The organism is Desulfurobacterium atlanticum, from assembly GCF_900188395.1.
GTDB classification, from domain to species: Bacteria; Aquificota; Aquificia; order Desulfurobacteriales; family Desulfurobacteriaceae; genus Desulfurobacterium_A; species Desulfurobacterium_A atlanticum.
The window spans coordinates 23459-44419 of the sequence record NZ_FZOB01000010.1 but is presented as its reverse complement, the minus strand read 5'-3'; the positions used below and the strand labels follow the sequence as shown (position 1 = coordinate 44419).

General features: G+C 38.3%; 27 protein-coding genes. 16 read left to right on the top strand and 11 right to left on the bottom strand.

Translation table 11 applies throughout. The features are described 5' to 3' along the window. The 12 genes from secY to CHB58_RS07005 all read left to right on the top strand — a co-directional run bounded on the left by secY (position 1) and on the right by CHB58_RS07005 (position 7673). The gene (secY, locus tag CHB58_RS07060) at positions 1–1326 is read left to right on the top strand and encodes a preprotein translocase subunit SecY (protein WP_089323407.1); all 1326 of its coding nucleotides are present in this window, start codon (positions 1–3) and stop codon (positions 1324–1326) included. A gap of 2 nt (positions 1327–1328) precedes the next feature. After that, entirely contained in the window at positions 1329–1889 is a 561-nt protein-coding gene (locus CHB58_RS07055; RefSeq protein WP_180706455.1) for an adenylate kinase, read from the top strand. Further along, complete coding sequence (gene map, locus CHB58_RS07050; RefSeq protein WP_089323405.1) at positions 1882–2655, top strand: type I methionyl aminopeptidase; 774 nt, start codon at positions 1882–1884, stop codon at positions 2653–2655. The genes CHB58_RS07055 and map overlap by 8 nt, the downstream gene beginning before the upstream one ends. 36 nt (positions 2656–2691) lie before the next feature. Continuing rightward, positions 2692–2910 (top strand): translation initiation factor IF-1, encoded by a 219-nt coding sequence (gene infA, locus CHB58_RS07045; protein ID WP_022847329.1) that lies wholly within the window; start codon positions 2692–2694, stop codon positions 2908–2910. Positions 2911–2969: 59 nt separating this feature from the next. After that, positions 2970–3086: a 50S ribosomal protein L36 gene (gene rpmJ, locus CHB58_RS07040; RefSeq protein ID WP_013637834.1), complete on the top strand. Its 117-nt coding sequence runs from the start codon at positions 2970–2972 to the stop codon at positions 3084–3086. Positions 3087–3095: 9 nt separating this feature from the next. Further along, positions 3096–3476, top strand: coding sequence for a 30S ribosomal protein S13 (gene rpsM / locus CHB58_RS07035; RefSeq protein ID WP_089323404.1), 381 nt, complete (start codon positions 3096–3098; stop codon positions 3474–3476). A gap of 12 nt (positions 3477–3488) precedes the next feature. Further along, on the top strand, positions 3489–3884 hold the full coding sequence (rpsK, locus tag CHB58_RS07030) for a 30S ribosomal protein S11 (protein ID WP_089323403.1): 396 nt from the start codon (positions 3489–3491) through the stop codon (positions 3882–3884). Between the two features lie 12 nt (positions 3885–3896). After that, positions 3897–4523 (top strand): 30S ribosomal protein S4, encoded by a 627-nt coding sequence (gene rpsD, locus CHB58_RS07025; RefSeq protein WP_089323402.1) that lies wholly within the window; start codon positions 3897–3899, stop codon positions 4521–4523. A 25-nt stretch (positions 4524–4548) separates the two neighbouring features. Beyond that, complete coding sequence (locus tag CHB58_RS07020) at positions 4549–5511, top strand: DNA-directed RNA polymerase subunit alpha (protein ID WP_089323401.1); 963 nt, start codon at positions 4549–4551, stop codon at positions 5509–5511. Then, positions 5508–5885, top strand: a complete 378-nt coding sequence (rplQ, locus tag CHB58_RS07015; protein ID WP_089323400.1) for a 50S ribosomal protein L17 — start codon at positions 5508–5510, stop codon at positions 5883–5885. The genes CHB58_RS07020 and rplQ overlap by 4 nt, the downstream gene beginning before the upstream one ends. 73 nt (positions 5886–5958) lie before the next feature. Further along, positions 5959–7083 carry a clostripain-related cysteine peptidase gene (locus tag CHB58_RS07010; protein WP_089323399.1) on the top strand — a complete coding sequence of 375 codons (1125 nt, stop codon included), beginning with the start codon at positions 5959–5961 and terminating at the stop codon, positions 7081–7083. A gap of 11 nt (positions 7084–7094) precedes the next feature. Beyond that, positions 7095–7673 (top strand): hypothetical protein, encoded by a 579-nt coding sequence (locus CHB58_RS07005; RefSeq protein WP_089323398.1) that lies wholly within the window; start codon positions 7095–7097, stop codon positions 7671–7673. Here the strand turns inward: CHB58_RS07005 and CHB58_RS07000 are convergent, their stop codons facing one another. From CHB58_RS07000 to CHB58_RS06990, 3 genes are read right to left on the bottom strand one after another with little or no spacing between them, the layout of a single operon-like run. Further along, the gene (locus CHB58_RS07000; RefSeq protein WP_089323397.1) at positions 7674–7916 is read right to left on the bottom strand and encodes a cell division topological specificity factor MinE; all 243 of its coding nucleotides are present in this window, start codon (positions 7914–7916) and stop codon (positions 7674–7676) included. It abuts the gene before it with no gap. A 2-nt stretch (positions 7917–7918) separates the two neighbouring features. After that, positions 7919–8716, bottom strand: coding sequence for a septum site-determining protein MinD (gene minD, locus CHB58_RS06995; RefSeq protein ID WP_089323396.1), 798 nt, complete (start codon positions 8714–8716; stop codon positions 7919–7921). 3 nt (positions 8717–8719) lie between these two features. Next, positions 8720–9367 (bottom strand): septum site-determining protein MinC, encoded by a 648-nt coding sequence (locus CHB58_RS06990; RefSeq protein ID WP_089323395.1) that lies wholly within the window; start codon positions 9365–9367, stop codon positions 8720–8722. Positions 9368–9419: 52 nt separating this feature from the next. On the opposite strand from CHB58_RS06990, the gene speB reads away from it, so the two are divergent. Genes speB through CHB58_RS06975 form a run of 3 tightly spaced genes read left to right on the top strand, consistent with a single transcriptional unit; the run spans position 9420 to position 12138 of the window. Further along, a complete protein-coding gene (gene speB / locus CHB58_RS06985; RefSeq protein ID WP_089323394.1) occupies positions 9420–10220 on the top strand; it encodes an agmatinase in 801 nt (266 codons plus the stop codon). A 1-nt stretch (position 10221) separates the two neighbouring features. Further along, positions 10222–11070: a polyamine aminopropyltransferase gene (gene speE / locus CHB58_RS06980; RefSeq protein WP_089323393.1), complete on the top strand. Its 849-nt coding sequence runs from the start codon at positions 10222–10224 to the stop codon at positions 11068–11070. A gap of 12 nt (positions 11071–11082) precedes the next feature. Then, positions 11083–12138 carry a bis-aminopropyl spermidine synthase family protein gene (locus CHB58_RS06975; RefSeq protein ID WP_089323392.1) on the top strand — a complete coding sequence of 352 codons (1056 nt, stop codon included), beginning with the start codon at positions 11083–11085 and terminating at the stop codon, positions 12136–12138. A gap of 34 nt (positions 12139–12172) precedes the next feature. On the opposite strand, the gene CHB58_RS06970 is transcribed toward CHB58_RS06975, so the two are convergent. From CHB58_RS06970 to CHB58_RS06955, 4 genes are all read right to left on the bottom strand, one after another. Then, entirely contained in the window at positions 12173–12484 is a 312-nt protein-coding gene (locus tag CHB58_RS06970) for a hypothetical protein (protein WP_089323391.1), read from the bottom strand. Between the two features lie 66 nt (positions 12485–12550). Further along, positions 12551–14131 (bottom strand): L-lactate permease, encoded by a 1581-nt coding sequence (locus CHB58_RS06965; protein WP_089323390.1) that lies wholly within the window; start codon positions 14129–14131, stop codon positions 12551–12553. A gap of 31 nt (positions 14132–14162) precedes the next feature. After that, entirely contained in the window at positions 14163–14606 is a 444-nt protein-coding gene (locus tag CHB58_RS06960) for an ACT domain-containing protein (protein ID WP_089323389.1), read from the bottom strand. A 14-nt stretch (positions 14607–14620) separates the two neighbouring features. After that, a complete protein-coding gene (locus CHB58_RS06955; protein ID WP_089323388.1) occupies positions 14621–15922 on the bottom strand; it encodes a phenylacetate--CoA ligase family protein in 1302 nt (433 codons plus the stop codon). Between the two features lie 102 nt (positions 15923–16024). Between CHB58_RS06955 and CHB58_RS06950 the strand changes: the two genes are divergently transcribed. Continuing rightward, positions 16025–17293, top strand: a complete 1269-nt coding sequence (locus CHB58_RS06950; protein WP_089323387.1) for a phenylacetate--CoA ligase family protein — start codon at positions 16025–16027, stop codon at positions 17291–17293. Here CHB58_RS06950 and CHB58_RS06945 read toward each other — a convergent pair. The 4 genes from CHB58_RS06945 to fsa form a co-directional block, all read right to left on the bottom strand. Then, positions 17290–17829 carry an indolepyruvate oxidoreductase subunit beta gene (locus CHB58_RS06945; protein ID WP_089323386.1) on the bottom strand — a complete coding sequence of 180 codons (540 nt, stop codon included), beginning with the start codon at positions 17827–17829 and terminating at the stop codon, positions 17290–17292. The genes CHB58_RS06950 and CHB58_RS06945 overlap by 4 nt on opposite strands. Continuing rightward, positions 17826–19613, bottom strand: coding sequence for a thiamine pyrophosphate-dependent enzyme (locus tag CHB58_RS06940; protein ID WP_089323385.1), 1788 nt, complete (start codon positions 19611–19613; stop codon positions 17826–17828). Before CHB58_RS06940 ends, CHB58_RS06945 begins: the two co-directional genes overlap by 4 nt. A 99-nt stretch (positions 19614–19712) precedes the next feature. Then, a complete protein-coding gene (locus CHB58_RS06935; protein WP_089323384.1) occupies positions 19713–20267 on the bottom strand; it encodes a hypothetical protein in 555 nt (184 codons plus the stop codon). A gap of 22 nt (positions 20268–20289) precedes the next feature. Continuing rightward, the gene (fsa, locus tag CHB58_RS06930) at positions 20290–20952 is read right to left on the bottom strand and encodes a fructose-6-phosphate aldolase (RefSeq protein ID WP_089323383.1); all 663 of its coding nucleotides are present in this window, start codon (positions 20950–20952) and stop codon (positions 20290–20292) included. Positions 20953–20961 lie beyond the last annotated feature (9 nt).

The window sequence follows — 20961 nt, the reverse complement described above, 5'->3', positions numbered from 1 at the left end:
ATGAACCTTTCAAAAATAATAAGAAATATTTCTGAAGTTCCTGAATTGAAAAAAAGGTTATTTTTTACTCTGGCGCTCCTTGCCGTTTTTCGGCTTGGAGCTCACATTCCAACTCCCGGAATAAATGTTGCAGCACTTTCAGAGTTTTTTCAGAGAGCTCAAGGTACTATGTTTGGTTTTATGGATGCGTTTTCCGGGGGTGCTTTGTCAAAACTTACAATTTTTGCCCTTGGTGTAATGCCGTATATCAGTGCGTCCATCATTATGCAACTTTTTACAGTGGCTTTTCCTTCTCTTGAGAAGCTTGCAAAAGAGGAAGGTGAATACGGAAGAAAAAAGATAAATCAATATACGAGATACGGTGCTGTTGCCCTTGCATTTATACAGGCTCTTGGAATTGCGATAGGGCTTCAGGGAATGAAAAGTCCATCAGGTCTTCCTGTTGTTCCTGAACCAGGATTAACGTTTATTTTTGTCTGCGTTACGACTCTTGTGGCTGGTTCTACCTTTCTTATGTGGCTTGGGGAGAAAATAACAGAACACGGTGTTGGTGAAGGAATGTCACTTCTCATTTTTGCCGGTATCGTTAGCGGTATTCCGAAAGGTGTTATAAATGTTCTTGTTCAGTTTAAATCTGGAGAACTTTCCCTTTTTAAGCTTATTGCTATTGTGTTAATAATTCTTGCAATGACAGCGTTTGTTATCTATATAGAGACGGCAGAGAGAAGGGTTCCTCTCCAGTATGCTAAACGTTCAGCTCCTCAAGTGGGAGGAACATATACAAGCTTTCTGCCTATAAAACTTAATCCTGCAAATGTTATTCCCATAATTTTTGCCGCTTCAATTATGATGTTTCCGGCTACAATAACAAAGTTTATTCACACTTCATGGGCGCAGAAAATAGCTGAGATTTTAACACCTGGAACACCTACATATATGGTGATTTACGGTGTTCTTATCTTCTTCTTTACATATTTTTATACTGCTGTTGTTTTTAATCCAGAAGAGATTGCTGAGAACCTTAATAAAGCAGGTGGCTTTATTCCAGGAGTCAGGGCTGGAAAAGACACTGTAGAGTATCTTGACAGAATAGTTTCCCGGTTGACATTTGCAGGTGCTGTGTTTCTTACAGCCATAGCGATTATTCCCCTTCTTATCATGCAGAAAATGCACTTTCCTTTCTATTTTGGTGGAACAGCTCTTCTTATTGTTGTTGGGGTTGCTCTTGATACTTTAAGAAGGATTGAGGCTTTTGCTCTTAATGTTTCGTATGAAGGATTTCTTGGTAGAAGAAGACGCAGGAAAACCGGTTTTGGGGGAGCATAATGATAAAAGTTGTTTTTCTCGGGCCTCCTGGTGCTGGGAAGGGAACTCAGGCAGTAAGAATTGCTGAAAAATTCAATGTTCCTCATATAGCAACAGGAGATATTTTAAGGGCTGCAGTTAAAGAGGGAACAGAGCTTGGAAAACTTGCGAAGTCTTATATGGATAGAGGCGAGCTTGTCCCTGACGATGTAATTATCGGGATTATAAGAGAGAGACTTTCTCAGGATGATGTTAGAAGTAGTGGATTTATTCTTGATGGATTTCCAAGAACCCTTCCTCAGGCTGAAGCTCTTGATGAACTTCTTTCTTCTATAAATATGGAGCTTGATAAAGTTATCTATTTGAATGTGGATGATGAAGAGATAGTTAAAAGGCTTCTCTCAAGGGGAAGAGCTGACGATAATGAGGATGTAATAAGAAATCGTCTTGAGGTTTACAGAAAGCAGACAGCACCTTTAATTGATTACTATAAGGGGAAAGGACTTCTTGCTGAGATTAATGGTGTTGGTGATATTGATGAGATTACTCAAAAAATTGTAGAGGCAATAGGCGTAAATGGTTAAAGCTTTGAGAAGACAGATTCCTATTAAAACTTCCGAAGAGATAGGTAGGTTAAGGAATGCAGCTGCTCTTACTATGGAGATTCTCCTTAAAATAGGGGAAAACATATCTCCTGGTATAACTGCTCTTGATATAGATAAGCTTGCAAGAAGTTATTGTAAAGAGTATGGAGTGAAGCCAGCCTTCTTAGGTTATGCTGGATTCCCTGGAGCTATCTGTGTTTCTGTAAACGAAGAAGTTGTTCATGGTCTTCCTACAGGCAGGAAGATTTTTAAAGAGGGAGATATTGTAAGCCTTGATTTTGGTGTTATTAAAGATGGTTTTTACGGCGATGTGGCAATAACTTTTCCTGTTGGGGATATTGCTGATAATGCAAGGAAGCTTTTAGAGGTTACCAAAGAGTCTCTTTATAAAGGTATAGAACAGCTAAAACCCGGTGGGAAGTTGATAGATGTTTCTCGAGCTATTCAAAAGCATGTGGAATCTCATGGCTTCTCTGTTGTTAGAGATTATGCCGGTCATGGGATTGGAAAAGCTCTGCATGAGGAACCTCAAATAACAAACTATGTGTATAAAGGATATCCCGATATAACTCTTGAACCTGGAATGGTGTTTGCGATAGAACCGATGGTGAATGAGGGGACTTACAAGGTAAAAGTAAAAAGAGATAGATGGACTGTTGTTACAAAAGATGGTAAACTGTCGGCTCATTTTGAGCATGATGTTGCCATTATAGAAAATGGATATATAATTCTATCGGAAATTTGAGAAAAATTGAACGTTTAATTTTTGTAGAGGAGAGGTATGGCAAAAGAGAAAGGTATTCAGGTAGAGGGGAAGGTAGTGGAAGCTCTGCCTAACGCTTACTTTAAAGTTGAGCTTGATAATGGACATCAGGTACTTGCTCACGCATCAGGAAAGATGAGGGTGCATTTTATAAGAATTTTGCCAGGCGACCGTGTGGTTGTCGAGCTGAGTCCTTACGATTTAACGAGGGGCAGAATAATTTTCAGGAAAGGATAATCCGTCCCTAAGATAAAACCGCGGCTAACGGCACAAAACTTTAACGACGGAGAGGAAAGATGAAGGTAAGACCATCTGTGAAGAAGATTTGTCCAAAGTGTAAGATTATTAAGAGAAAGGGTGTTGTAAGGGTAATTTGTGAAAACCCGAAGCACAAGCAGAGACAAGGTAAGTAAGGAGGAAAGATGGCAAGGATAGCAGGTGTTGATATTCCAGATAACAAGAAGGTTCCGTATTCCCTTGCGTATATTTACGGAATAGGGATAAAAACAGGTTTCAAAATTTGTGAAGAAGCTGGTATAGATCCTGAAAAAAGGGTCAAGGATCTTACAGAGGAAGAGATAGCAAAAATCAGAAAGATTATAGAGAGCGAGTATAAGGTTGAAGGTGACTTAAGAAAAGAGATAGCAATGAATATCAGAAGGCTTATAGATATTGGCTGTTACAGAGGTGTGAGACACAGACTAGGCCTTCCGGTAAGAGGACAGAGAACAAGGACAAATGCCAGAACAAGGAAAGGACCTAAGAAGACTGTAGCCGGGAAGAAAAAGGCTACTAAGAAGTAAAGGAGGTAATTAATGGCAAGAAGAAAAAGAGGCGGTGCCAAAAAGAAAGCAAAAAGAACCGTAGGTTATGCTATAGCGCATATCCAGACCACTTTTAACAATACGATAATCACCTTTACAGATAAAGAAGGTAATACTCTTACATGGGCTTCAGGTGGAACAGTTGGTTTTAAAGGAACAAGGAAAAGTACACCTTATGCTGCTCAGCTTGCTGCTGAAAAAGCTGCTAAAAAGGCTATGTCTGAGTACGGTGTAAAAGATGTTGAAATATGGATCAAAGGAAACGGTGGTGGTAGAGAAACGGCTATTAAGGCTATTGCGGCAACAGGTTTAAACATAAAAGTTATTAAAGATGTTACTCCTATTCCTCATGATGGTTGCAGACCACCTAAGAGAAGAAGAGTTTAATGGAGGTAATTGATGGCAAGATATAGAGGAGCGAAGTGGCGTATAGCTCGTCGTTTAGGTGTGAATATTTATGTTGGTGAAGAGAAATCACTTAAAGGTAAAGCTATAACAGATAAAAGACCTTACCCACCGGGACAGCACGGTAGAAGCAGAAGGAAGATTTCCTACTACGGCCGTCAGCTTATGGAGAAACAGAAGGTTAAATATTACTACGGGGTAAGAGAGGAGCAGTTCAGACGTTTCTATAAGATGGCCGAAAGGATGAAAGGGCAGACTGGTGAAAATCTTCTTAAGCTTCTTGAAAGCAGACTGGATAATGTGGTTTACAGGCTTGGTTTTGGAAAGTCTCATAGACATGCAAGGCAGCTTGTTGTTCATGGACATATTCTTGTAAATGGGAAGAAAGTTACAAGGCCTTCTTTCCTTGTTAAGCCTGGTGATGTTATAGAGGTAAGAGAGAAAAGTAGAAACATTCCTGATATACTCTCAGGTATTGAGCTTGCTAAACAAAGGGGTGTTCCATCCTGGCTCGAGCTTGATGCTGAGAATTTCAAGGGGATTGTAAAGGCTGAACCTACGAGAGATGAGATAGAGATTCCTATTGCAGAGAACCTGATTGTAGAGCTCTACTCTAAGTAATAGCTAACCTTTAGTGGAGGAAATAATGATTGAATTTATCACACCTGATAAATTCCGCTGGGAGGAACACACAGACTCCTACGGAAGATTTGTTGTTGAACCTCTTGAAAAGGGGTATGGTGTAACTGTAGGTAATGCACTTAGAAGGGTTCTTCTTTCCTCCATAGAAGGTGCTGCTCCTACAGCAGTTAAGTTTGAGGGAGCCTGGCATGAGTTTACAACTCTTCCTGGAGTTGTTGAAGATTTGACGGAAATAGTGCTTAATATAAAAGATTTAAGGTTTGCTCTTCATGGAGATGCTCCGGTATTTATAGAGCTCAGAAAGAAAGGACCCGGGAAAGTTTATGCTTCTGATTTTGAACTTCCTTCACAGGTTAAGCTTCTTACTCCAGACAAGGAAATAGCAACTCTTGATAATGAAAATTCTGAGATAGAACTTCATCTTCGTATAGATAAAGGTAAAGGATTTGTTCTTTCAGAGGAGATTCAGGAAATTTTTGATATTTCAACTCTTGGATGGATAGCTCTTGATGCTGATTTTTCTCCTGTTAGAAAGGTTGCGTTTAAAGTTGAAGATACAAGGGTTGGAAGAAGGACAGATTACAACAAACTTACTATGGAAATATGGACAGATGGAGGAGTAACTCCTAAGGAAGCTCTTGCTAAAGCTTGTTCTATTTTGATAGATCACTTCTCTTCAGTTATGGTTAATCTTGCTGAGGTCACTCCAGAAGTGCCGGTTGTTGAGGTTCATCAGGAAGAAGAGAAAGAAGATGAGAAACTTTCAATGACTCTTGAAGAGGCTGGTCTTAAGTCCAGGGCTCTCAGGGCTCTTAAAGAAGCAGGAGTTGAAACTATAGGAGAACTTATAAAATTAACCGATGCTGATTTAAAGAAACTTAAAGGATTGGGTAATAAGTCCATAGCTCAGATTAAAGAGGTTCTTTCCTCTTTAGGACTTGAACTTTCCGGAGGTAAAGAGGAATGAGACATAGAGTTAAGAGAAAAAAATTGGGAAGACGCACTGAGCATAGAGTAATGATGCTTAGAAATCTTGTAACAGATTTGATGGAACACGGGAAGGTTGTAACTACTATTGCCAGGGCAAAAGAGCTTAGAAGACTTGCTGATAAAGTTATTACGAAAGCAAAGTCTCAGGATAAGCTTAAAGCTATAAGAGAAGTGAATGCGATAATTACAAGAGAAGATGTTGCTTTTAAAGTTGTAAATGAGATAGCTCCAAAGTATGCAGATAGAAACGGTGGATATACAAGACTTCTTCATTACGATTTCAGAAAAGGTGATGCTGCTCCAACAGCTATAGTTATGCTTGTTGAAACAGAAGAAGAATCAGCTGAGTAAGAGTATAGATTGTTATAATTAAAGGGAGAGCTTTGGCTCTCCCTTTTTTATTTTTGTAGGGAGAATTTTTGATATGTCATGGATTAAGCTGATTTTTCTGTTTGCTCTTTTAGGAGTTTTTTCCTGTTCTTACGAAGTTTCTGATAATAGATATTCAAAGTGGGTTGTTGCGGTTTATATGGCCGGTGATAATAATCTATCCGATTATGCGACACTTGATCTTAAAGAGATGATGGATGCGGGTTCTGATGAAAATGTAAGGGTGGTTGTTCTTTGTGATAGAGGAGAGGGGACGACAGTTTATGAAGTTAAAAATGGATGGCTTGAGCCTGTTGAAGGTTTCGGAAATTTGAATACTGGAAGTCCTGATACCTTAAAACTGTTTTTAGATTCTATTTTTCATCATTACTCTTTCTCAAATCTTGCTCTTGTTGTCTGGGATCATGGAAATGGCTGGGAAATTGCCAGTATAGACGATACTTCAAAAGATTATCTAACAATGTATGAAATATATAAAGTGCTAAAGGATAATAGTATTCATCTTGGTTTTTTGGGGTTTGATGAGTGTCTTGCTGGTATGGTAGAGGTTTTTTACACGTTTAAAGATTTTGCTGATGTGATGGTTGCTTCAGAGGCATCGGAGCCTGGTAATGGCTGGGATTATAAAGGTTTGATTGAGGTTTTCAGAAAAACTGATTTATCTCCTTTTTCTCTTGGAAAGGCAGCTGTTGATTCATATTACACTTTTTATAGAGATTATTGTGCAGAAACTGGAGTAGAAGATTGTGTTCTTGCAGCGGTAAATTCAACAGATATGGATGGTGTTGTTAATAGTCTTGAAAATATTGTTTCTTTCTACTCTCCATCAACATCTTTAGATTTTAAAATAGCAAGGGAAAATAGTTTGTATGTAGATCCTTACTTTTCAGACTACATAGACCTTTATTCTTTTGCTGATAGTCTTTTTACTGTTTCTTCAGATGAGATTCTCGTTCAGGAGATTAACAATCTTAAATCTGCCCTTGATAAGTTTTATGTTCGTTCCGTTTTTAACAAGTTGAAAGGGGTTTCAATCTACTTTCCGCAAAGTGCCTCAGATATAAGTCCTGAAGAGTATTATAATTATAGCTATTTTAGTCCCTACAATCTTTTTACACAAACAAACTGGGATGAGTTTTTAGAAAGTTTTGTTAATTAGTGGAGTTAAATATGGTTTTTCTTATTTTTCTTTTAATACTGATACTTCCGTGTGCTTCAAAGGCTGATGGTCTTCTCTTGAAGTTTGGATCGGGATGGTCTTCAATTTCTGGTTATGAAGAACTTTTCAAGGATTATCCTGTTTATTTACTTGAGAGGGATGTTTATCCGTCTTTTTCTATCTCTTTCTCACAAGAGTTTAAATCCTACTATTTTGAAGGAGGAACTGAATTTTTGGGTGTTTCCTCAACCTTTTATTTTTATTCTGGTGATGTTAAAGAATATAGGCTTACAGGGGGATATATTTTTGCTGGAGGGGGATTCAAAAAGGATTTGAAAGGTTTGGTATTTAAAGGTGGAATAGAAGGTTTTTTTAAGTTTTATGAGAAATTTTCTGTAGATGGTTCCGATTATTCAACAGATTTTTTGTCCGATTTTTTCCCGGCAGTGGTTTTTACAGTTGATGCTTTTTTGACGAAAAGATTATGTTTGTTTGCTGTGTTTAAAAATAGCCTAGGCAAGGTTTTATCTACTCCTATAGCTGAAGGATCCTGGAATTCTTTTAATTTGGGAGTAGGTTTTAGACTTTAGCTATTTTTCGGTTTTAACGGGAATTTCAAGCTCTATCTTTTCTTCCTGTTCATCCTGAGGAAAATTTATTTTTATTCCTGAGATGTCAACAAACGGGAAATCCTTTAAAGCAGTTAAAATAGCGTCTTTTATCGCATCCACAGCATTTGGTGGCAGTCCTGCCCTATCATATTTTAAAATCACCTGAAGCCTTTGTTTTGCTACATCCTTGCTTGGTTTTCTATTAAAAGGCCAGAATCCCATTTTTAGCTCCCACCGAACAATCTTTTGAATTTTGATAGCAGCCCTTCTTCAGTATCAAGTTTCATAAAGGGCACATCTTTACCTAAAATTCTTTCGGCTATATTTCTTAAAGCTTTTCCTGCAATGGAGTCATTTTCAAGGACTGCAGGCTGTCCCCTATTGATATAGGCTACCATGTTTTTATCTTCAGGAACAACTCCAATTAACTCAAGACCGAGAATTTGAAGAACATCTTCAACATCAAGCATATCTCCTCTTTTTACTTTCGCAGGATCAAGACGGTTTATTATAAGCTTTGGTTCTAGTTTTCCCATAGCTTCACAAAGGCCTGTAACTCTGTCAGCATCTCTTATGGATGCCATTTCAGGATTTGTCACAACAAGAACTCCGTCTGCCGGTGCAACGGCAGTTTTAAATCCTTCTTCTATTCCAGCTGGTGAGTCTATAAATATAAAATCAAATTTTTCCCTTAAAGCTTCAACTATGGAGATAAGGTCTTCAGGTTTTACAGCGCTTTTATCCTTTGTTTGGGCAGCAGGAAGAAGGAAAAGATTCTTAGTTTTTTTATCTTTTACAAGAGCTTTTTCAGGCGGACAAACACCTTCTATCACATGAACAATATCGTAAACTATTCTGTTTTCAAGCCCCAGAACAAGGTCAAGGTTTCTAAGTCCAATATCAGCATCTATTGCTACAACCTTATAACCTTTCATTGCCAGAGCGGTAGCTATGTTACCGGTTATTGTACTTTTTCCCACACCTCCTTTTCCGGATGTTATACAAAAGACCTTATCTTCCATAATTTAAACCCTCTCCGTGTTGTTAATTCTAATTTTACCATTTTTATATATAAGCCTGAAATTATAGAACTTTTCATTTCTGTCAAAAGTTTTCTCTTCTCCACACACTTCAATACGAGGTGTTTGAACAAATAGGGCTCTGATTTCACATTCTTTTTTCCCGATGCCAGCTTTTACAAGTCCTCTTAAACTTCCAAATATATATACATTCCCTCCCGCTTCAACTTCAGCACCGGGGTTAACATCTCCTAATATTGCAATGTCTCCGGAAGAAGAAACCTTTTCTCCTGAGCGGACAGTTTTCTTTATAAACTTTATCTCTTCGTTGGAAGCTCTTTCTGTAGTTCTTTCAAGTTCAAGGGTTGACATATCGCAGGGAAAGCCGGCCTGAAGACACAGTTCCCGTGTTTCTCTTTTTGAAGTTTTAAATCCACAGAAAATTATTTCTGGAAAATTTTTTATAAATTCAGCAATCTCTCTTATCTCTGTTTCTTTAGGAATAACGTCATCAAAAGTTATTACAAGCCTTGTTTTCTTCATTATATCTTTTTTTTCTGATATAAATTTCTTTATGTCTTCAAGGTTAAACTTTTGCGGAGGAATAATGATTTCAATTCCGAGGATATTTGTTCCTCTAATTTTGTAATCCATCGTATAATTTCCTCAGGATATTTTAGCTTAATTTTACCATAAGGGGAAAAAGATGAAATTTCTGGCTGCAAAAGATAGAGGAGAAATAACGATTTTTGGTGTTCCTTTTGACGGAACTACCTGTTTTAGGCCTGGAGCAAGGTTTGCACCTGCTGGTATAAGATTTTTTTCGGAAAACTTGGAAACTTATAGTCCTGCTTTAAATAGAGATCTTGATGATATTGATTTTTGCGATGCTGGTGATCTTGAAATTAATGCTTTGCCAGAAGATATGGTAGAAACAGTTTACTCTTTTATGGAGAATGTAAAGATCCCTGTAATGCTTGGAGGAGAGCATTCTGTAACTTTTCCTGTTGTAAAAGCTTTGAAAGAGAGATATGGAGAACTTACGGTTATTCATTTTGATGCTCATACAGATTTGAGAGATATTTACTCTGGAACAGCTTATTCTCATGCTTGTGTTATGAGACGGGTTTTAGAGCTTGGGTGTAAGATTGTTCATGTTGGTGTAAGAAGCGGGACGCTGGAGGAGTTTACTCTTATAAGGGATAATCCTCTCCTTCATCTGGTGGATATAAAAAAACTTCCAGAGATTTTGGAAAATGAAAAGAATATCTATTTCTCAATAGATATAGATTATTTTGATCCTGCGTTTGCACCTGGAACTGGCACGCCAGAGCCATGTGGTGGAACGCCAGTTGAATTTTTTTCAATTATCTATAATTTACCATCTGCTAATATTGTTGGGTTTGACATTGTGGAAGTTTCTCCTCCTTATGATCCTTCAGGTATCACACAGATGCTTGCGGCTAAAGTAGTGCGGGAGTTGATTTTAAAATTCTGGGGAGGTTGATATGTTAAGGTTTACTGAGATGATGAATGGAGCTGGACTGACTGTAGATGTTAACAGTTCCATAAAGTATAAAACACCGTTTCAGGAGATACTTCTTCTTGAAACGGAAGCTTTCGGCAAAATGCTTGTTCTTGATGGTGCTGTTCAGACGACCGAGAAAGATGAGTTTATCTATCATGAGATGATTGTTCATGTTCCTCTTTTTACCTTGGGGAGAGATGTGGAGAAAGTTCTTGTAATTGGTGGTGGTGATGGAGGAACTGTAAGGGAAGCTTTAAAACATAATCCTTCTAAAGTTGATATGGTTGAGATAGACAGGGAAGTTGTAGAGCTTTGTAAAAAAGAGTTTCCAGAGATAGCTTCTGGTCTTGATGATGAGAGGGTGAGTATCTTTTTTGAGGATGGGAGAGAGTTTATCAAAGGAAAAAAAGGTGAGTATGACGCTGTTATTATTGATTGTTCTGATCCTGTAGGGCCGTCAGCTGTTCTTTTTTCTGAAGAATTCTACAAAGATGTTAAGAATGCTTTAAAAAGTGATGGTGTTGTTGTAACTCAGTCTGAGTCTCCTTTTGCTCAGTTTGATGCGTTTAAAGTGGTTATTTCAAACCTTAAAAAGGTGTTTTCTGTTGTTAGGCCTTATCTTGCTTTTATTCCAACCTATCCTTCTGGAATGTGGAGCTTTACTTTTGCTTCAGATAGTAAAGATCCCCTATCCGTTTCTCCCCAGGAGCTTGCGGAAAGACTTTCCTCTTTTGAAAAAAATAAAGGAAGACTTAAGTATTATAATCTTGAAATTCACTACGGAGCTTTTGCAATTCCAAACTTTGTAATTGATAAACTTAACAAATAAGGAGGTGCTTTAATGGAACTTCTTGAGAAAGTTGCCCGTGAAGCTGAAGAGAGAACGCAGGTGCCGGCTTATCCTGTTTCTGTGGAGAAGGTTTTAAAGGCTGTTATATTGTCCGGAGATTTCTGGAAGATAGTTGATTACTCTGACGAACCTCTTCCTCTTGTTGCAGAGATTTTGAAGATTTTAAACAGGGAAGGAATTATTGCTTTTGAGGGGAGTCAAATCCTTCTTACAGAGAAAGGAGCGGAATTTGTAAAGGAAGCAAACATTCAGCCTCCTGTTTCCCACAGGTGTAAATGTTGCAACGGCAGAGGGGTTGTTATTGACGAAACTTTAAAAGATGCGTTTGAAAAGTTTGTTGAAATTCAGAAAAATAGACCCCCAGCTATTCACTGTTTTGATCAGGGATATGTTACTCCAGAAAACTCTTTTGCAAGAGTTGCTCTTGCAGACGATAGGGGAGATTTAAGAGGTAAAAAGGTTTGTGTTCTTGGAGATGATGACCTTATGAGCATAGCACTTGCTCTTACAGGTTTGCCTGAAAAAGTAACAATTCTTGAGATAGATGAAAGGCTTATAAATTTCATAAAAGAAGTATCTGATAAATATAATCTAAACATTGATGCAAGGGTTCACGATTTGAGAAAGCCGCTTCCAAAAGATGTTGTCGGAGCTTACGATACATTTTTCTGTGATCCACCAGAAACAGTTGAAGCAATAAAAGCTTTTGTTGGAAGAGGAGTTGCTACTTTAAAGGCAGAAAGGTGTGCCGGTTATTTTGGTGTGACAAGAAGGGAGTCATCTCTTGATAAGTGGAGAAAGATTCAAAAGGTTCTTCTTGATATGGGACTTGTTATAACAGACCTTCTCCACAACTTTAACGAATATGTAAATTGGGACTACTATGAAGAGATGAGAGGATGGCAGCTTACTCCTGTGAAAGAACCACCAAAAGAGATCTGGTATAAGTCAACTCAATTTAGAGTTGAAACTGTAAAAGGATTTAAGGGATTCAATGAACCGATAGTTGGCGATATTTACAATGATGCGGAAAGTTCAACTACTTAATAGAACATAAAAGGGGGCGGCAAGCCCCCTTATTTTAATAAAGACCTACAAGTTTTAGTCCAAGATCAAGAAGAACGTAGGTAAGGAGACCTGTTATTCCGAGTGTTGTAATGAGTCCAAAGCAGAACACTTCTGGAGCAGGTTTTCTTGCTTTAAAAAAGGAGATGTAAAGTTTTGCACTTACAAGTGCTACAATGAGAGCTACAACTACCTTTGGAAGAAGGTAGTGCTCAAAATCAAGGTTGTTTCCAAATATTCCAAGAGGAAGAAATGCATACATGACAACAGTTATGAAAGCTACAGCCCCCAGAGACCAATCCATACTTTTTTCCATGAAAGAACCCATATTAAAACCTCCCTTTTTTCTTCTATACCATTATAAAATGTTGTTTGTCTAAAAATCAAGTACTGCTCACATAGTTGAGATTATTATTTGAAGGATGATCCCAACTATTAGGGTTATTGCAAGGACAGGGATAATCATTGTTTTAAGTAGTTGGCTTTCATCTTTCCCTTTCAATCCTACAAGGGCAGCTGCATTTGTTAATTTAGAAGGGGTGATAGCACTTGCTATCCCACCGCCAACTGCGTGCGCGCCGTATGCAGGTAGAAAAGCAGAAGCTCCTGCTGTTGCAACTATCGCACTGTATTGAATTTTTGCGAAAAGAACGTTTGATGCTGTTTCACTGCCTCCCACAAAAGCTCCAATGAGACCTAAAAATGGAGAAATTAGTGGATAGAATTTTCCAAACACGCTGGCAAGAGTCTGTCCTATTATTATATCCATGTTAAGATGCTGGAAGTTAGCTCCCGGTGTAAGTTTTCCGTTTATTATTTCCATTCCAGACCAGGCCATTACAAATGCAACAGCAAAAAACAAAGAGTAAGCAATAAAAGGTCCCCATACACGGTTTTTCCATGTAGTAAAAGCTCTGGAAAGTTGTTCCTTTGTAGGGTTAAGCAAAGGTAGAGATACTATAAGAGCTATAAGTATCCAGAAGTAAACGCTTGCAAAGATGTTCAGGTCTACCTTTTTATTTGCTATTATCGGAATTACTTCCAATTTTCCTGGGATATTTGCTAAAAACTTTTTAATCGGTGGATAATTGGTAATAAGGGAGAATAAAAACAGAAACAACCAGGGGGAGATTGCCTTTAAAAAAGATACATCTATTTTAGTTTTGCTACTTTCATTTTTCCTGAAGAAGAGATAAACAATTACCATTGTTATAAAGCCAGAAATAACACCTATAACTTCTACAGGGACAATCTTTGTGTATGCCAGAAACATTGCAGAAAGAGATAAAACAAGCCCTGCGGTTAGGGCGTGGATGGCATTTTTCTTTATAGCGCTCCACCCTCCAACAAAGTAAAGCATCATAAAGGCAAAGAATACTGAAATAACGGGAAGGAAGATGGTTATCTGCTGGGTAAATGCCCAGATAAATTGGTCAACATTCTCAATTCCTGGAGGACGAATTCCAAAAGGTCCCCATACAACTTTTGCAGGAAGTGTTATCGGTATTGACAGGAGGGCAAAAGATGTAAGTGGGTCGTAACATAGAACGGCTATTGCTACAGCCGCAAGAGGGCTAAAGCCAAGTGCTACAAAAACGGGAGGAAATAGTGCGGGAGTAACCACTCCAAGGGATGTGGCAAGAGAGCCAAATCCCATTCCGATAAAGAGGGTCTGTTCAACTTTATCTGTTGTTATTGAGTTTACAGTTTTTACTATTTCTGTTAGTGCTCCTGTTTCCTTCATTATAAAAATCATCAGCATTGTAAAAGCCACAGCAAGAGTGATACCGAGAGCTTTTACAACTCCGTAAACACTTGCTCCGATTACAACGGGCAGAGGAGTTTTAAAGTAAAGCCATGCAACTACTCCGGCAAACAGCCATCCACTTACAGCCATAAAAACACCTGAACGGGAGAATACAAGCATGCCGATTAAAACAACTAAGATAGGACTAATTGCGAAGATAAAATCCATTCTTCCTCCTGACAGAAAGAATTAGTTTGTATTAGCGATATATCTGAGCAGCTTCAACAAGCTTTATTCCTTTTTCACGCAGAATATTTATGGATTTGTTAAGCAGTTCCTCCTTAACTTTAAAAAACAGTATCGCTTTTGAGCTGCTGCCGGCATAGGCATATGTGTATTCAATGTCAATTCCTTCTTCTGTAAGGGTGCTTACTGTTCTGTAAAATCCTCCCGGTCTATCTTCAACCTCAACTGCGAATATATCGGTTTCGTTTGCAGCAAATCCTTCTGAGAGAAGAACAGCTTTTGCTTTTTCTGGATTGTCAACAACAAGCCTGAGAATTCCAAACTCAGAAGAATCGGCAAGGAAAAGTGCCCTTATGTTGATGTCGGTTTCTGCCAATGCTTTTGCTACGTCTGCAAGCCTTCCCCGTCTGTTTTCAAGAAATATAGAAATCTGCTTTATTGTGTATTTCCCTTCCATATCAATTTCCCTCCCTATAGATTTAGTTCTCTTCTGTCAACGATTCTTTTTGCCTTGCCCATGCTTCTTTCAAGAGTTTTAGGCTCTACAAGTTTTACTTTTGCTTTTATAAACAGATAGTTTAAAAGGTCTTCCTCTATCTTTCTTTTAAGGTTGTCAAGACTCCCGATGCCGTCTGTTAGCATCATTTCATCAACTTCAATCCACACTTCCAGTTTATCAAGAACCCCTTTCTTATCAACGACTATTATGTAGTTTGGTGTTAACCCTTCTATCTTTGTTATTACGTGTTCTATCTGGGAAGGGAAAACGTTTACACCGTTAACGATCAGCATATCATCGCTTCTTCCTTTTATGTTTTCCATATAAACGATTGTTCTTCCGCATGGACACGGTTCTCTCCGTAGAACAGTTATATCTTTTGTTCTGTACCTTATCATTGGAAGTGCCTGTTTTGTGAGTGTTGTTAAAACAAGTTCTCCCTCTTCTCCGTCAGGCAGGACTTCTCCGGTTTCAGGGTCTATTATTTCGGGATAAAAGTGATCCTCAAATATGTGAAGATTGCCGTATTTGCAGGTTGCGGCAACTCCCGGTCCTATTATTTCAGAAAGGCCGTAAGCTTCAACATACTGAATGCCCCACAGTTTTGCAACGGTTTCTTTCAATCCTTTTGATGCAGGTTCTGCTCCGAAAAATCCTGCTCTGAGTTTAAAGTCTTTTTTAAGATCATACCCTTCTTCTCTGGCTACTTCTGCAAGGTGAAGGGCAAAAGATGGGGTGCAGCACAGAATTGTTGTGCCAAAGTCTTTCATGAGCATAAGCTGTCTTTTGGTAAAACCTCCGCTTGCTGGAACAACCGCAGCTCCAATAGCCTGAGCAGCATCGTGAAAGCCGAGTCCTCCTGTAAAAAGGCCGTATCCGTAAGCGTTGTGGACAACGTCTTTTTCATTCACATCAGCCATAAGGTATGTTCTTATCATAACTTCCTGCCAGACTTTCATATCGTGTTCGGTGTAGCCTACAACTGTTGGTTTTCCGGTGGTGCCGGAAGATGAATGGATTCTGACTATCTGTTCAATAGGAACGGCAAAAAGCCCAAATGGATAATTGTCTCTTAAGTCCTGCTTTACTGTGAATGGAAGTTTTTTAATGTCTTCAAGGGTGTTTATATCTGAAGGTTTTATGTTGGCTTCTTCAAACTTTTTTCTATAAAATGGGACAAGATAATATGCCCTTTCCACAGTTTCTTTCAATCTTTTTAGTTGAATTGCTGAGAGTTCCTCCCGTGATATGTAATCTTTTCTTTTAAGAGACATTTTATCTTCCTCCTATCCATTTTTATATTTTGATAGATAAAATTATTATAAAATAATCTCTATTCTAATAGAAACTTTTAGAAACTTTCGGGGAGGATTTTTATGTTTCAACGGCTTATTGAAACAATGCCAAGGGAGCGTATTGAAAGGTTACAGCTTGAAAGGTTAAAAAGGACGATAAGCAGGATAAAGGAAAAAAACAGCTTCTACTGGGAAAAGATAGGGAAGGTGGAGGTTGAAGATATAAAATCTCTTGATGATATTAAACAATTACCATTTCTTACCAAGGAAGATCTGCGGAAAGGTTATCCTTTCGGGTTTGCCTGTGGCCATCAGAGTGAATTTGTTCGGTTTCACATGTCTTCTGGAACAACCGGTACCCCTGTTGTAAATCCATACACTCCGAAAGATATTGACCAGTGGGGAGAGATAATGGCAAGGTGCCTTGCAGCAGCAGGGATTACATTTAAAGATGTGCTTCAGATAACTCCATCTTTCGGGCTTTTTAACGGAGGATTTGGTTTTCATTACGGTGCTGAGAAAATAGGTTGTTTTGTTGTTCCTATAGGACCTGGTAGAACATTTCTTCAATTAAAATTCTTTAAGGATTTTAACACTACTGCTCTTGCAGGTATAGCATCTTATCCATTAAGGATTATAGAGGTTGCAAAAGAGGAGGGATTTGACTTTTCTGAAACCTCATTAAGGGTCGGGATTTTCGGGGCTGAAGTGTGGAGTGAAGAGATGCGTCGCTACATAGAAAAGGAGATGGGAATAGAGGCGTTTGATATTATCGGAATGACAGAAACAGGTGGAGTAGGCCTTGGTATAGAGTGCAGCTTCCATAGCGGTATTCATGTCTGGGAAGATCACTATTTTATTGAAATAATAAATCCTGAAACAGGAGAAGTTTTACCAGATGGAGAGGAAGGTGAAATGGTTGTTACCACTCTTACAAGGGAAGGTTTGCCGCTGATAAGATATAGGACGAGGGATATAACTAAAATAGTTTCAAGAGAACGTTGTGAGTGTGGAAGAACTCATATTAAAGTTGCAAGGATAAAGGGAAGAACGGATGATATGTTGAAAGTAAAAGGGGTATGTTTTTATCCGAAACAGATTGAAGAGATAGTTATGAAATATCCTGAGATACTTCCTGATTATCAGATTGTTATAGGTAAAAGTGAAGGGAAAGATTTTGTTAAAGTTGTGGTTGAAACTGAAAGAATTGACCAGTATTTGAAAAACCGCCTTGAGGAGGAGATTTACAGCACTTTGGGGCTTCATGTTGATATTGTTCTTGTTAAGAAAGGAGAGATTGAAAGGAAGCCTGGAAAAGTGGTAAGAGTGAGAAAGGAGGGAGACCTTTAAAGGTTCTCCCTGTAATAAAAGCCTTTGTTAAAAGCTTTAATATTTGTATCGGCAAATTTTGCGTTTATAGCTTTTATCCCATCTTCAATTTCCTCTTTTGTGAAGGGAAAATCGGGAGATTTCTGGAGGGTATAGCCCAGGATGAAAACATTGAGGGATTTAGGATTAATCTCTCCATTTACAGCTAACCTTGAGCCGTTTACAGTAAAGATATTAAGGTTTTCCATCTTTGGTAAGTTAAAGTTATCAGTTACGTTTGTTATGACTTTTCCGTCTTTTTTTAAATATTCAAGAAATCTCAATGTTTCTGTTGGGTAAAGTCCTATAATAATATCTGCCTGCCCTTTTCCTACAAGGGGAGCGTAGAAATCTCCTATTTTAAGATAGGAGATAACCGTTCCTCCTTTTTGTGCCATTCCGTGAGTTTCTGTTCCGATAAACGGTATGTTCTTATTAAGGGCACATTGAGCGAGTAATTTAACAAGGAATATCGTTCCCTGCCCTCCAACCCCTGTAAGGACTATCTGATATTTCATCTTCTATCCTCCACAAAAGCATTAAACGGACATACACCGTCAAGGCATACACTGCATCCGACACAGAAGTATCTGTTTACTGTTACTTTATCGTTTTTCCACTCAAACGCAGGGCAGCCAAATGTTTCTATACAGTAGCCGCAGCCGGTACATTTAGTTTCATCAACTTTTGCAAAAATGCCAGGCAGGTTAACTTTTTCTCTGTCAAATGTGCAGAACTCTTTTACTACAGCTACTACCGGTAATTGACTTTTCTCATATTTCTCTTTTACCTTTTTGAAAAAATCTATTGTGGTTTTTACTGTTCCGTCATAGTTGAGTATTAACGGTTCCACGCCACACCCTTCTACCACTTTAGTTATTTCAACTCCTCCTATTCTTTCTGGAGTTGGCTGAAGGCCTGTCATTGCTACGGTGCTGTTATCCATTATTACAAGGATATATTTGTGTTTGTTGGCTATGCTGTTTATAAGGGGATGTATGCCTGAATGGAGGAATGTTGAGTCTCCTATGGTTGCAACTACAGTTTTATCAGGGTCTGCTATGGATATTCCTCCTCCAAGTCCTGCAGCTGCTCCCATGCAGAGTATTGTGTCAACCGCTTTCTGATTAAGTCCAAGTGTGTAACAACCTATATCTGAAGGATAAACTGCTTTTTCTCCGAATACCTTTTTAATAGCGTAAAATACCGTTCTGTGTGGACATCCGGGACAAAGTGCCGGTTTTCTTTTTGGAGGTGTATTTTTAAAGGGAATTCCGGTATAGATATTCTTTTTCAGAATACCGTTTTTCTTTAAGGTTTCTGCTATACGTTCATGAGTTACTTCATCAATGTTAAAAACATCTCCTGTAAGTTTTCCTTTTACGTTTCCGACCGGTTTTATCTGTTCTTCTATAAGTGGATATGTTTCTTCAAAAACGATGACAGTTTCATACTGTTTGATAATCTCTTTAAGGTTGTCAACAGGTAATGGTGTTGGCATATCTATCTTTAAGATATCTACTGGAAGGTTGTTGTCTTCTATCACCTCTTTTGCAAAACTGTAGCAGGTTCCTGATGCTACTATGAGGAATTTTGTTTTGTTTAGCTTTTCTATTTGTGGTTTAAGAAAATGTTCAAAATTGTAAAGGGCTATCTTTTCAATTTTTTCAAGAAGTTCATATCCCTGCTTGAGTCTTGGTTCTCTTGGAACGGCTGCCCAGCGATTTATATCTCTTTCAAAGTTTCCTTTTCTTCCTTGAAATTTAAAGTCAGGTATCTCAACTATCTGTCTTCCGTGACAGACTCTTAAAACAGGTCTTAGTAGAACGGGTATTTCAAACTGCTCAGAGATTTCAATTCCTTTAATGGTGAGATTTAGTGCATCCTGTGGAGAGGCTGGGTCAAGAGCTGGAATTCTTGCAAACTTTGCGAAATATCTTGAGTCCTGTTCTGTTTGAGAGCTGTAAAATCCCGGGTCATCAGCAGAAAAGATAAGAAAGCTTCCTTTGTTTCCGATGTAAGCTGCGCTCATGAGGGAATCAGAAGCCACGTTAAGTCCAACCATTTTCATCCCACAGGCGGCTCTTTTTCCGCTTATTGCTGCAGCGTAGGCTGTTTCAAAGGCAACTTTTTCATTTGTTGACCATTCTGCATAAGCCGGCAGGTTCAGGTCATTTATCAGTTTCTGGTATGTTTCAAGAATTTCAGAACTTGGAGTGCCAGGGTAGGCTGCCATGGTGTCAACATTTGCAGCAACCATTCCCCACGCCATTGCCTCATTTCCAAGAAGTGCCTTTCTCATTATTTTCCCCTCGCAATTTTTAAATGGTAAAAGCTACTACTCTTAGGGAATTTTAGCATTTTGGGATGGTTTATACAGAATAAAGGAGAAGGGAAGATACTACTCTTTCCCCTCTTTTAGTCTTGTCAGGAAATTTTCAATTGAGTCAGTAGCATCAAGTTCTGTTGAGAAAAGTTCCCATTTTATGTGTGATTTTACTTTGTAATCAAGTTGAATTTCAAAATTTGAAAGAATTTCCTCAATTCTTGTCAAAACTTTCACTTTTGATTCAAGGTTTTTATCAAGTATGTAGATAATGCCTAAACTGCCGTCTTCAAATAGGAACAAGGTGTCAGTAGGTCTTATGTGGTTGTCTATGTAATTAACTATCATGTTCCTTAAATCTTCATAGTTACCAAAATGAAACTTTATTCTTATACCCATTATTGTTTTTGTTTTGTCAAAAGCCATTCTTTTAAGAAGTCTGCTCAATCTGTATTTGATTAGCTTTTCTTTTGGAACAAAGGTGGATAGGTCTATCAGTTCTTTATACATACTGAGAGTTTTTGCGAGAATTGTTACAGTTTGCTCAAGTTCATCAAGCTTTTCTACCCCTTTCTGGAAATGTTCCCTCGCCTCTCCTATATACTGTTTAAGAATCTCCTTTTCTGTCACAATTGCCCCCGCACAAGAGGATTTATTTGAAAATAGAATCCTTATCTGGAACGTTTGCCCAGTCCTCAAGGAATCTTTCTATGCCCTTATCTGTTAATGGATGTTTTGCAAGCTGACTTATAACTTTAAAAGGAATTGTTGCTATATCTGCACCTATAAGGGCAGCTTCAAGTACGTGTTTTGGATGTCTTATACTTGCAACTATTATTTCTGTTGAGAAGCCGTAATTACTATATATCTCAACTATTTGAGATATAAGATCCATACCGTCGTGGCCTATGTCGTCTAGTCTTCCGACAAAAGGAGAAACATACGTTGCTCCTGCCTTTGCTGCTAAAAGTGCCTGAAGGGGGGAGAAAACCAAAGTTACGTTTGTTTTAATTTCCTCTTCAGAGAGAATTTTTACAGCTTTAAGTCCCTCTGTTGTCATAGGGATTTTTATAACAACATTGTCTCCAAGCTTTGCTAAAACTCTTGCTTCATCCACCATTCCTTTTGCATCAAGACTAACAACTTCAAGGCTTACAGGACCGTCAACAAGTTCCAGTATCTCCTTTGCAACTTCCATAAAAGGTTTACCTGTTTTTGCTATTAGTGTTGGGTTGGTTGTTACTCCGTCAATTAATCCAAGTTCATAAGCTTTTTTTATCTCGTTTATATCAGCCGTATCTATGAAGAATTTCATGATGCCTCC

Excerpts from the sequence above, each read along its gene's own strand:
- CHB58_RS07005 (WP_089323398.1), top strand. The coding sequence starts at position 7,095 with ATGGTTTTTCTTATTTTTCTTTTAATACTGATACTTCCGTGTGCTTCA.
- rpsK (WP_089323403.1), top strand. The coding sequence starts at position 3,489 with ATGGCAAGAAGAAAAAGAGGCGGTGCCAAAAAGAAAGCAAAAAGAACC.
- CHB58_RS06990 (WP_089323395.1), bottom strand. The coding sequence starts at position 9,367 with ATGGATTACAAAATTAGAGGAACAAATATCCTCGGAATTGAAATCATT.
- CHB58_RS06965 (WP_089323390.1), bottom strand. The coding sequence starts at position 14,131 with ATGGATTTTATCTTCGCAATTAGTCCTATCTTAGTTGTTTTAATCGGC.
- rpmJ (WP_013637834.1), top strand. The coding sequence starts at position 2,970 with ATGAAGGTAAGACCATCTGTGAAGAAGATTTGTCCAAAGTGTAAGATT.
- infA (WP_022847329.1), top strand. The coding sequence starts at position 2,692 with ATGGCAAAAGAGAAAGGTATTCAGGTAGAGGGGAAGGTAGTGGAAGCT.
- CHB58_RS07000 (WP_089323397.1), bottom strand. The coding sequence starts at position 7,916 with ATGGGATTCTGGCCTTTTAATAGAAAACCAAGCAAGGATGTAGCAAAA.
- CHB58_RS07010 (WP_089323399.1), top strand. The coding sequence starts at position 5,959 with ATGTCATGGATTAAGCTGATTTTTCTGTTTGCTCTTTTAGGAGTTTTT.
- map (WP_089323405.1), top strand. The coding sequence starts at position 1,882 with ATGGTTAAAGCTTTGAGAAGACAGATTCCTATTAAAACTTCCGAAGAG.
- rpsM (WP_089323404.1), top strand. The coding sequence starts at position 3,096 with ATGGCAAGGATAGCAGGTGTTGATATTCCAGATAACAAGAAGGTTCCG.
- minD (WP_089323396.1), bottom strand. The coding sequence starts at position 8,716 with ATGGAAGATAAGGTCTTTTGTATAACATCCGGAAAAGGAGGTGTGGGA.
- rplQ (WP_089323400.1), top strand. The coding sequence starts at position 5,508 with ATGAGACATAGAGTTAAGAGAAAAAAATTGGGAAGACGCACTGAGCAT.
- CHB58_RS07020 (WP_089323401.1), top strand. The coding sequence starts at position 4,549 with ATGATTGAATTTATCACACCTGATAAATTCCGCTGGGAGGAACACACA.
- CHB58_RS06940 (WP_089323385.1), bottom strand. The coding sequence starts at position 19,613 with ATGAGAAAGGCACTTCTTGGAAATGAGGCAATGGCGTGGGGAATGGTT.
- speB (WP_089323394.1), top strand. The coding sequence starts at position 9,420 with ATGAAATTTCTGGCTGCAAAAGATAGAGGAGAAATAACGATTTTTGGT.
- CHB58_RS06960 (WP_089323389.1), bottom strand. The coding sequence starts at position 14,606 with ATGGAAGGGAAATACACAATAAAGCAGATTTCTATATTTCTTGAAAAC.
- CHB58_RS06970 (WP_089323391.1), bottom strand. The coding sequence starts at position 12,484 with ATGGGTTCTTTCATGGAAAAAAGTATGGATTGGTCTCTGGGGGCTGTA.
- secY (WP_089323407.1), top strand. The coding sequence starts at position 1 with ATGAACCTTTCAAAAATAATAAGAAATATTTCTGAAGTTCCTGAATTG.
- rpsD (WP_089323402.1), top strand. The coding sequence starts at position 3,897 with ATGGCAAGATATAGAGGAGCGAAGTGGCGTATAGCTCGTCGTTTAGGT.
- fsa (WP_089323383.1), bottom strand. The coding sequence starts at position 20,952 with ATGAAATTCTTCATAGATACGGCTGATATAAACGAGATAAAAAAAGCT.
- CHB58_RS06975 (WP_089323392.1), top strand. The coding sequence starts at position 11,083 with ATGGAACTTCTTGAGAAAGTTGCCCGTGAAGCTGAAGAGAGAACGCAG.
- CHB58_RS06945 (WP_089323386.1), bottom strand. The coding sequence starts at position 17,829 with ATGAAATATCAGATAGTCCTTACAGGGGTTGGAGGGCAGGGAACGATA.
- CHB58_RS06950 (WP_089323387.1), top strand. The coding sequence starts at position 16,025 with ATGTTTCAACGGCTTATTGAAACAATGCCAAGGGAGCGTATTGAAAGG.
- CHB58_RS06955 (WP_089323388.1), bottom strand. The coding sequence starts at position 15,922 with ATGTCTCTTAAAAGAAAAGATTACATATCACGGGAGGAACTCTCAGCA.
- speE (WP_089323393.1), top strand. The coding sequence starts at position 10,222 with ATGTTAAGGTTTACTGAGATGATGAATGGAGCTGGACTGACTGTAGAT.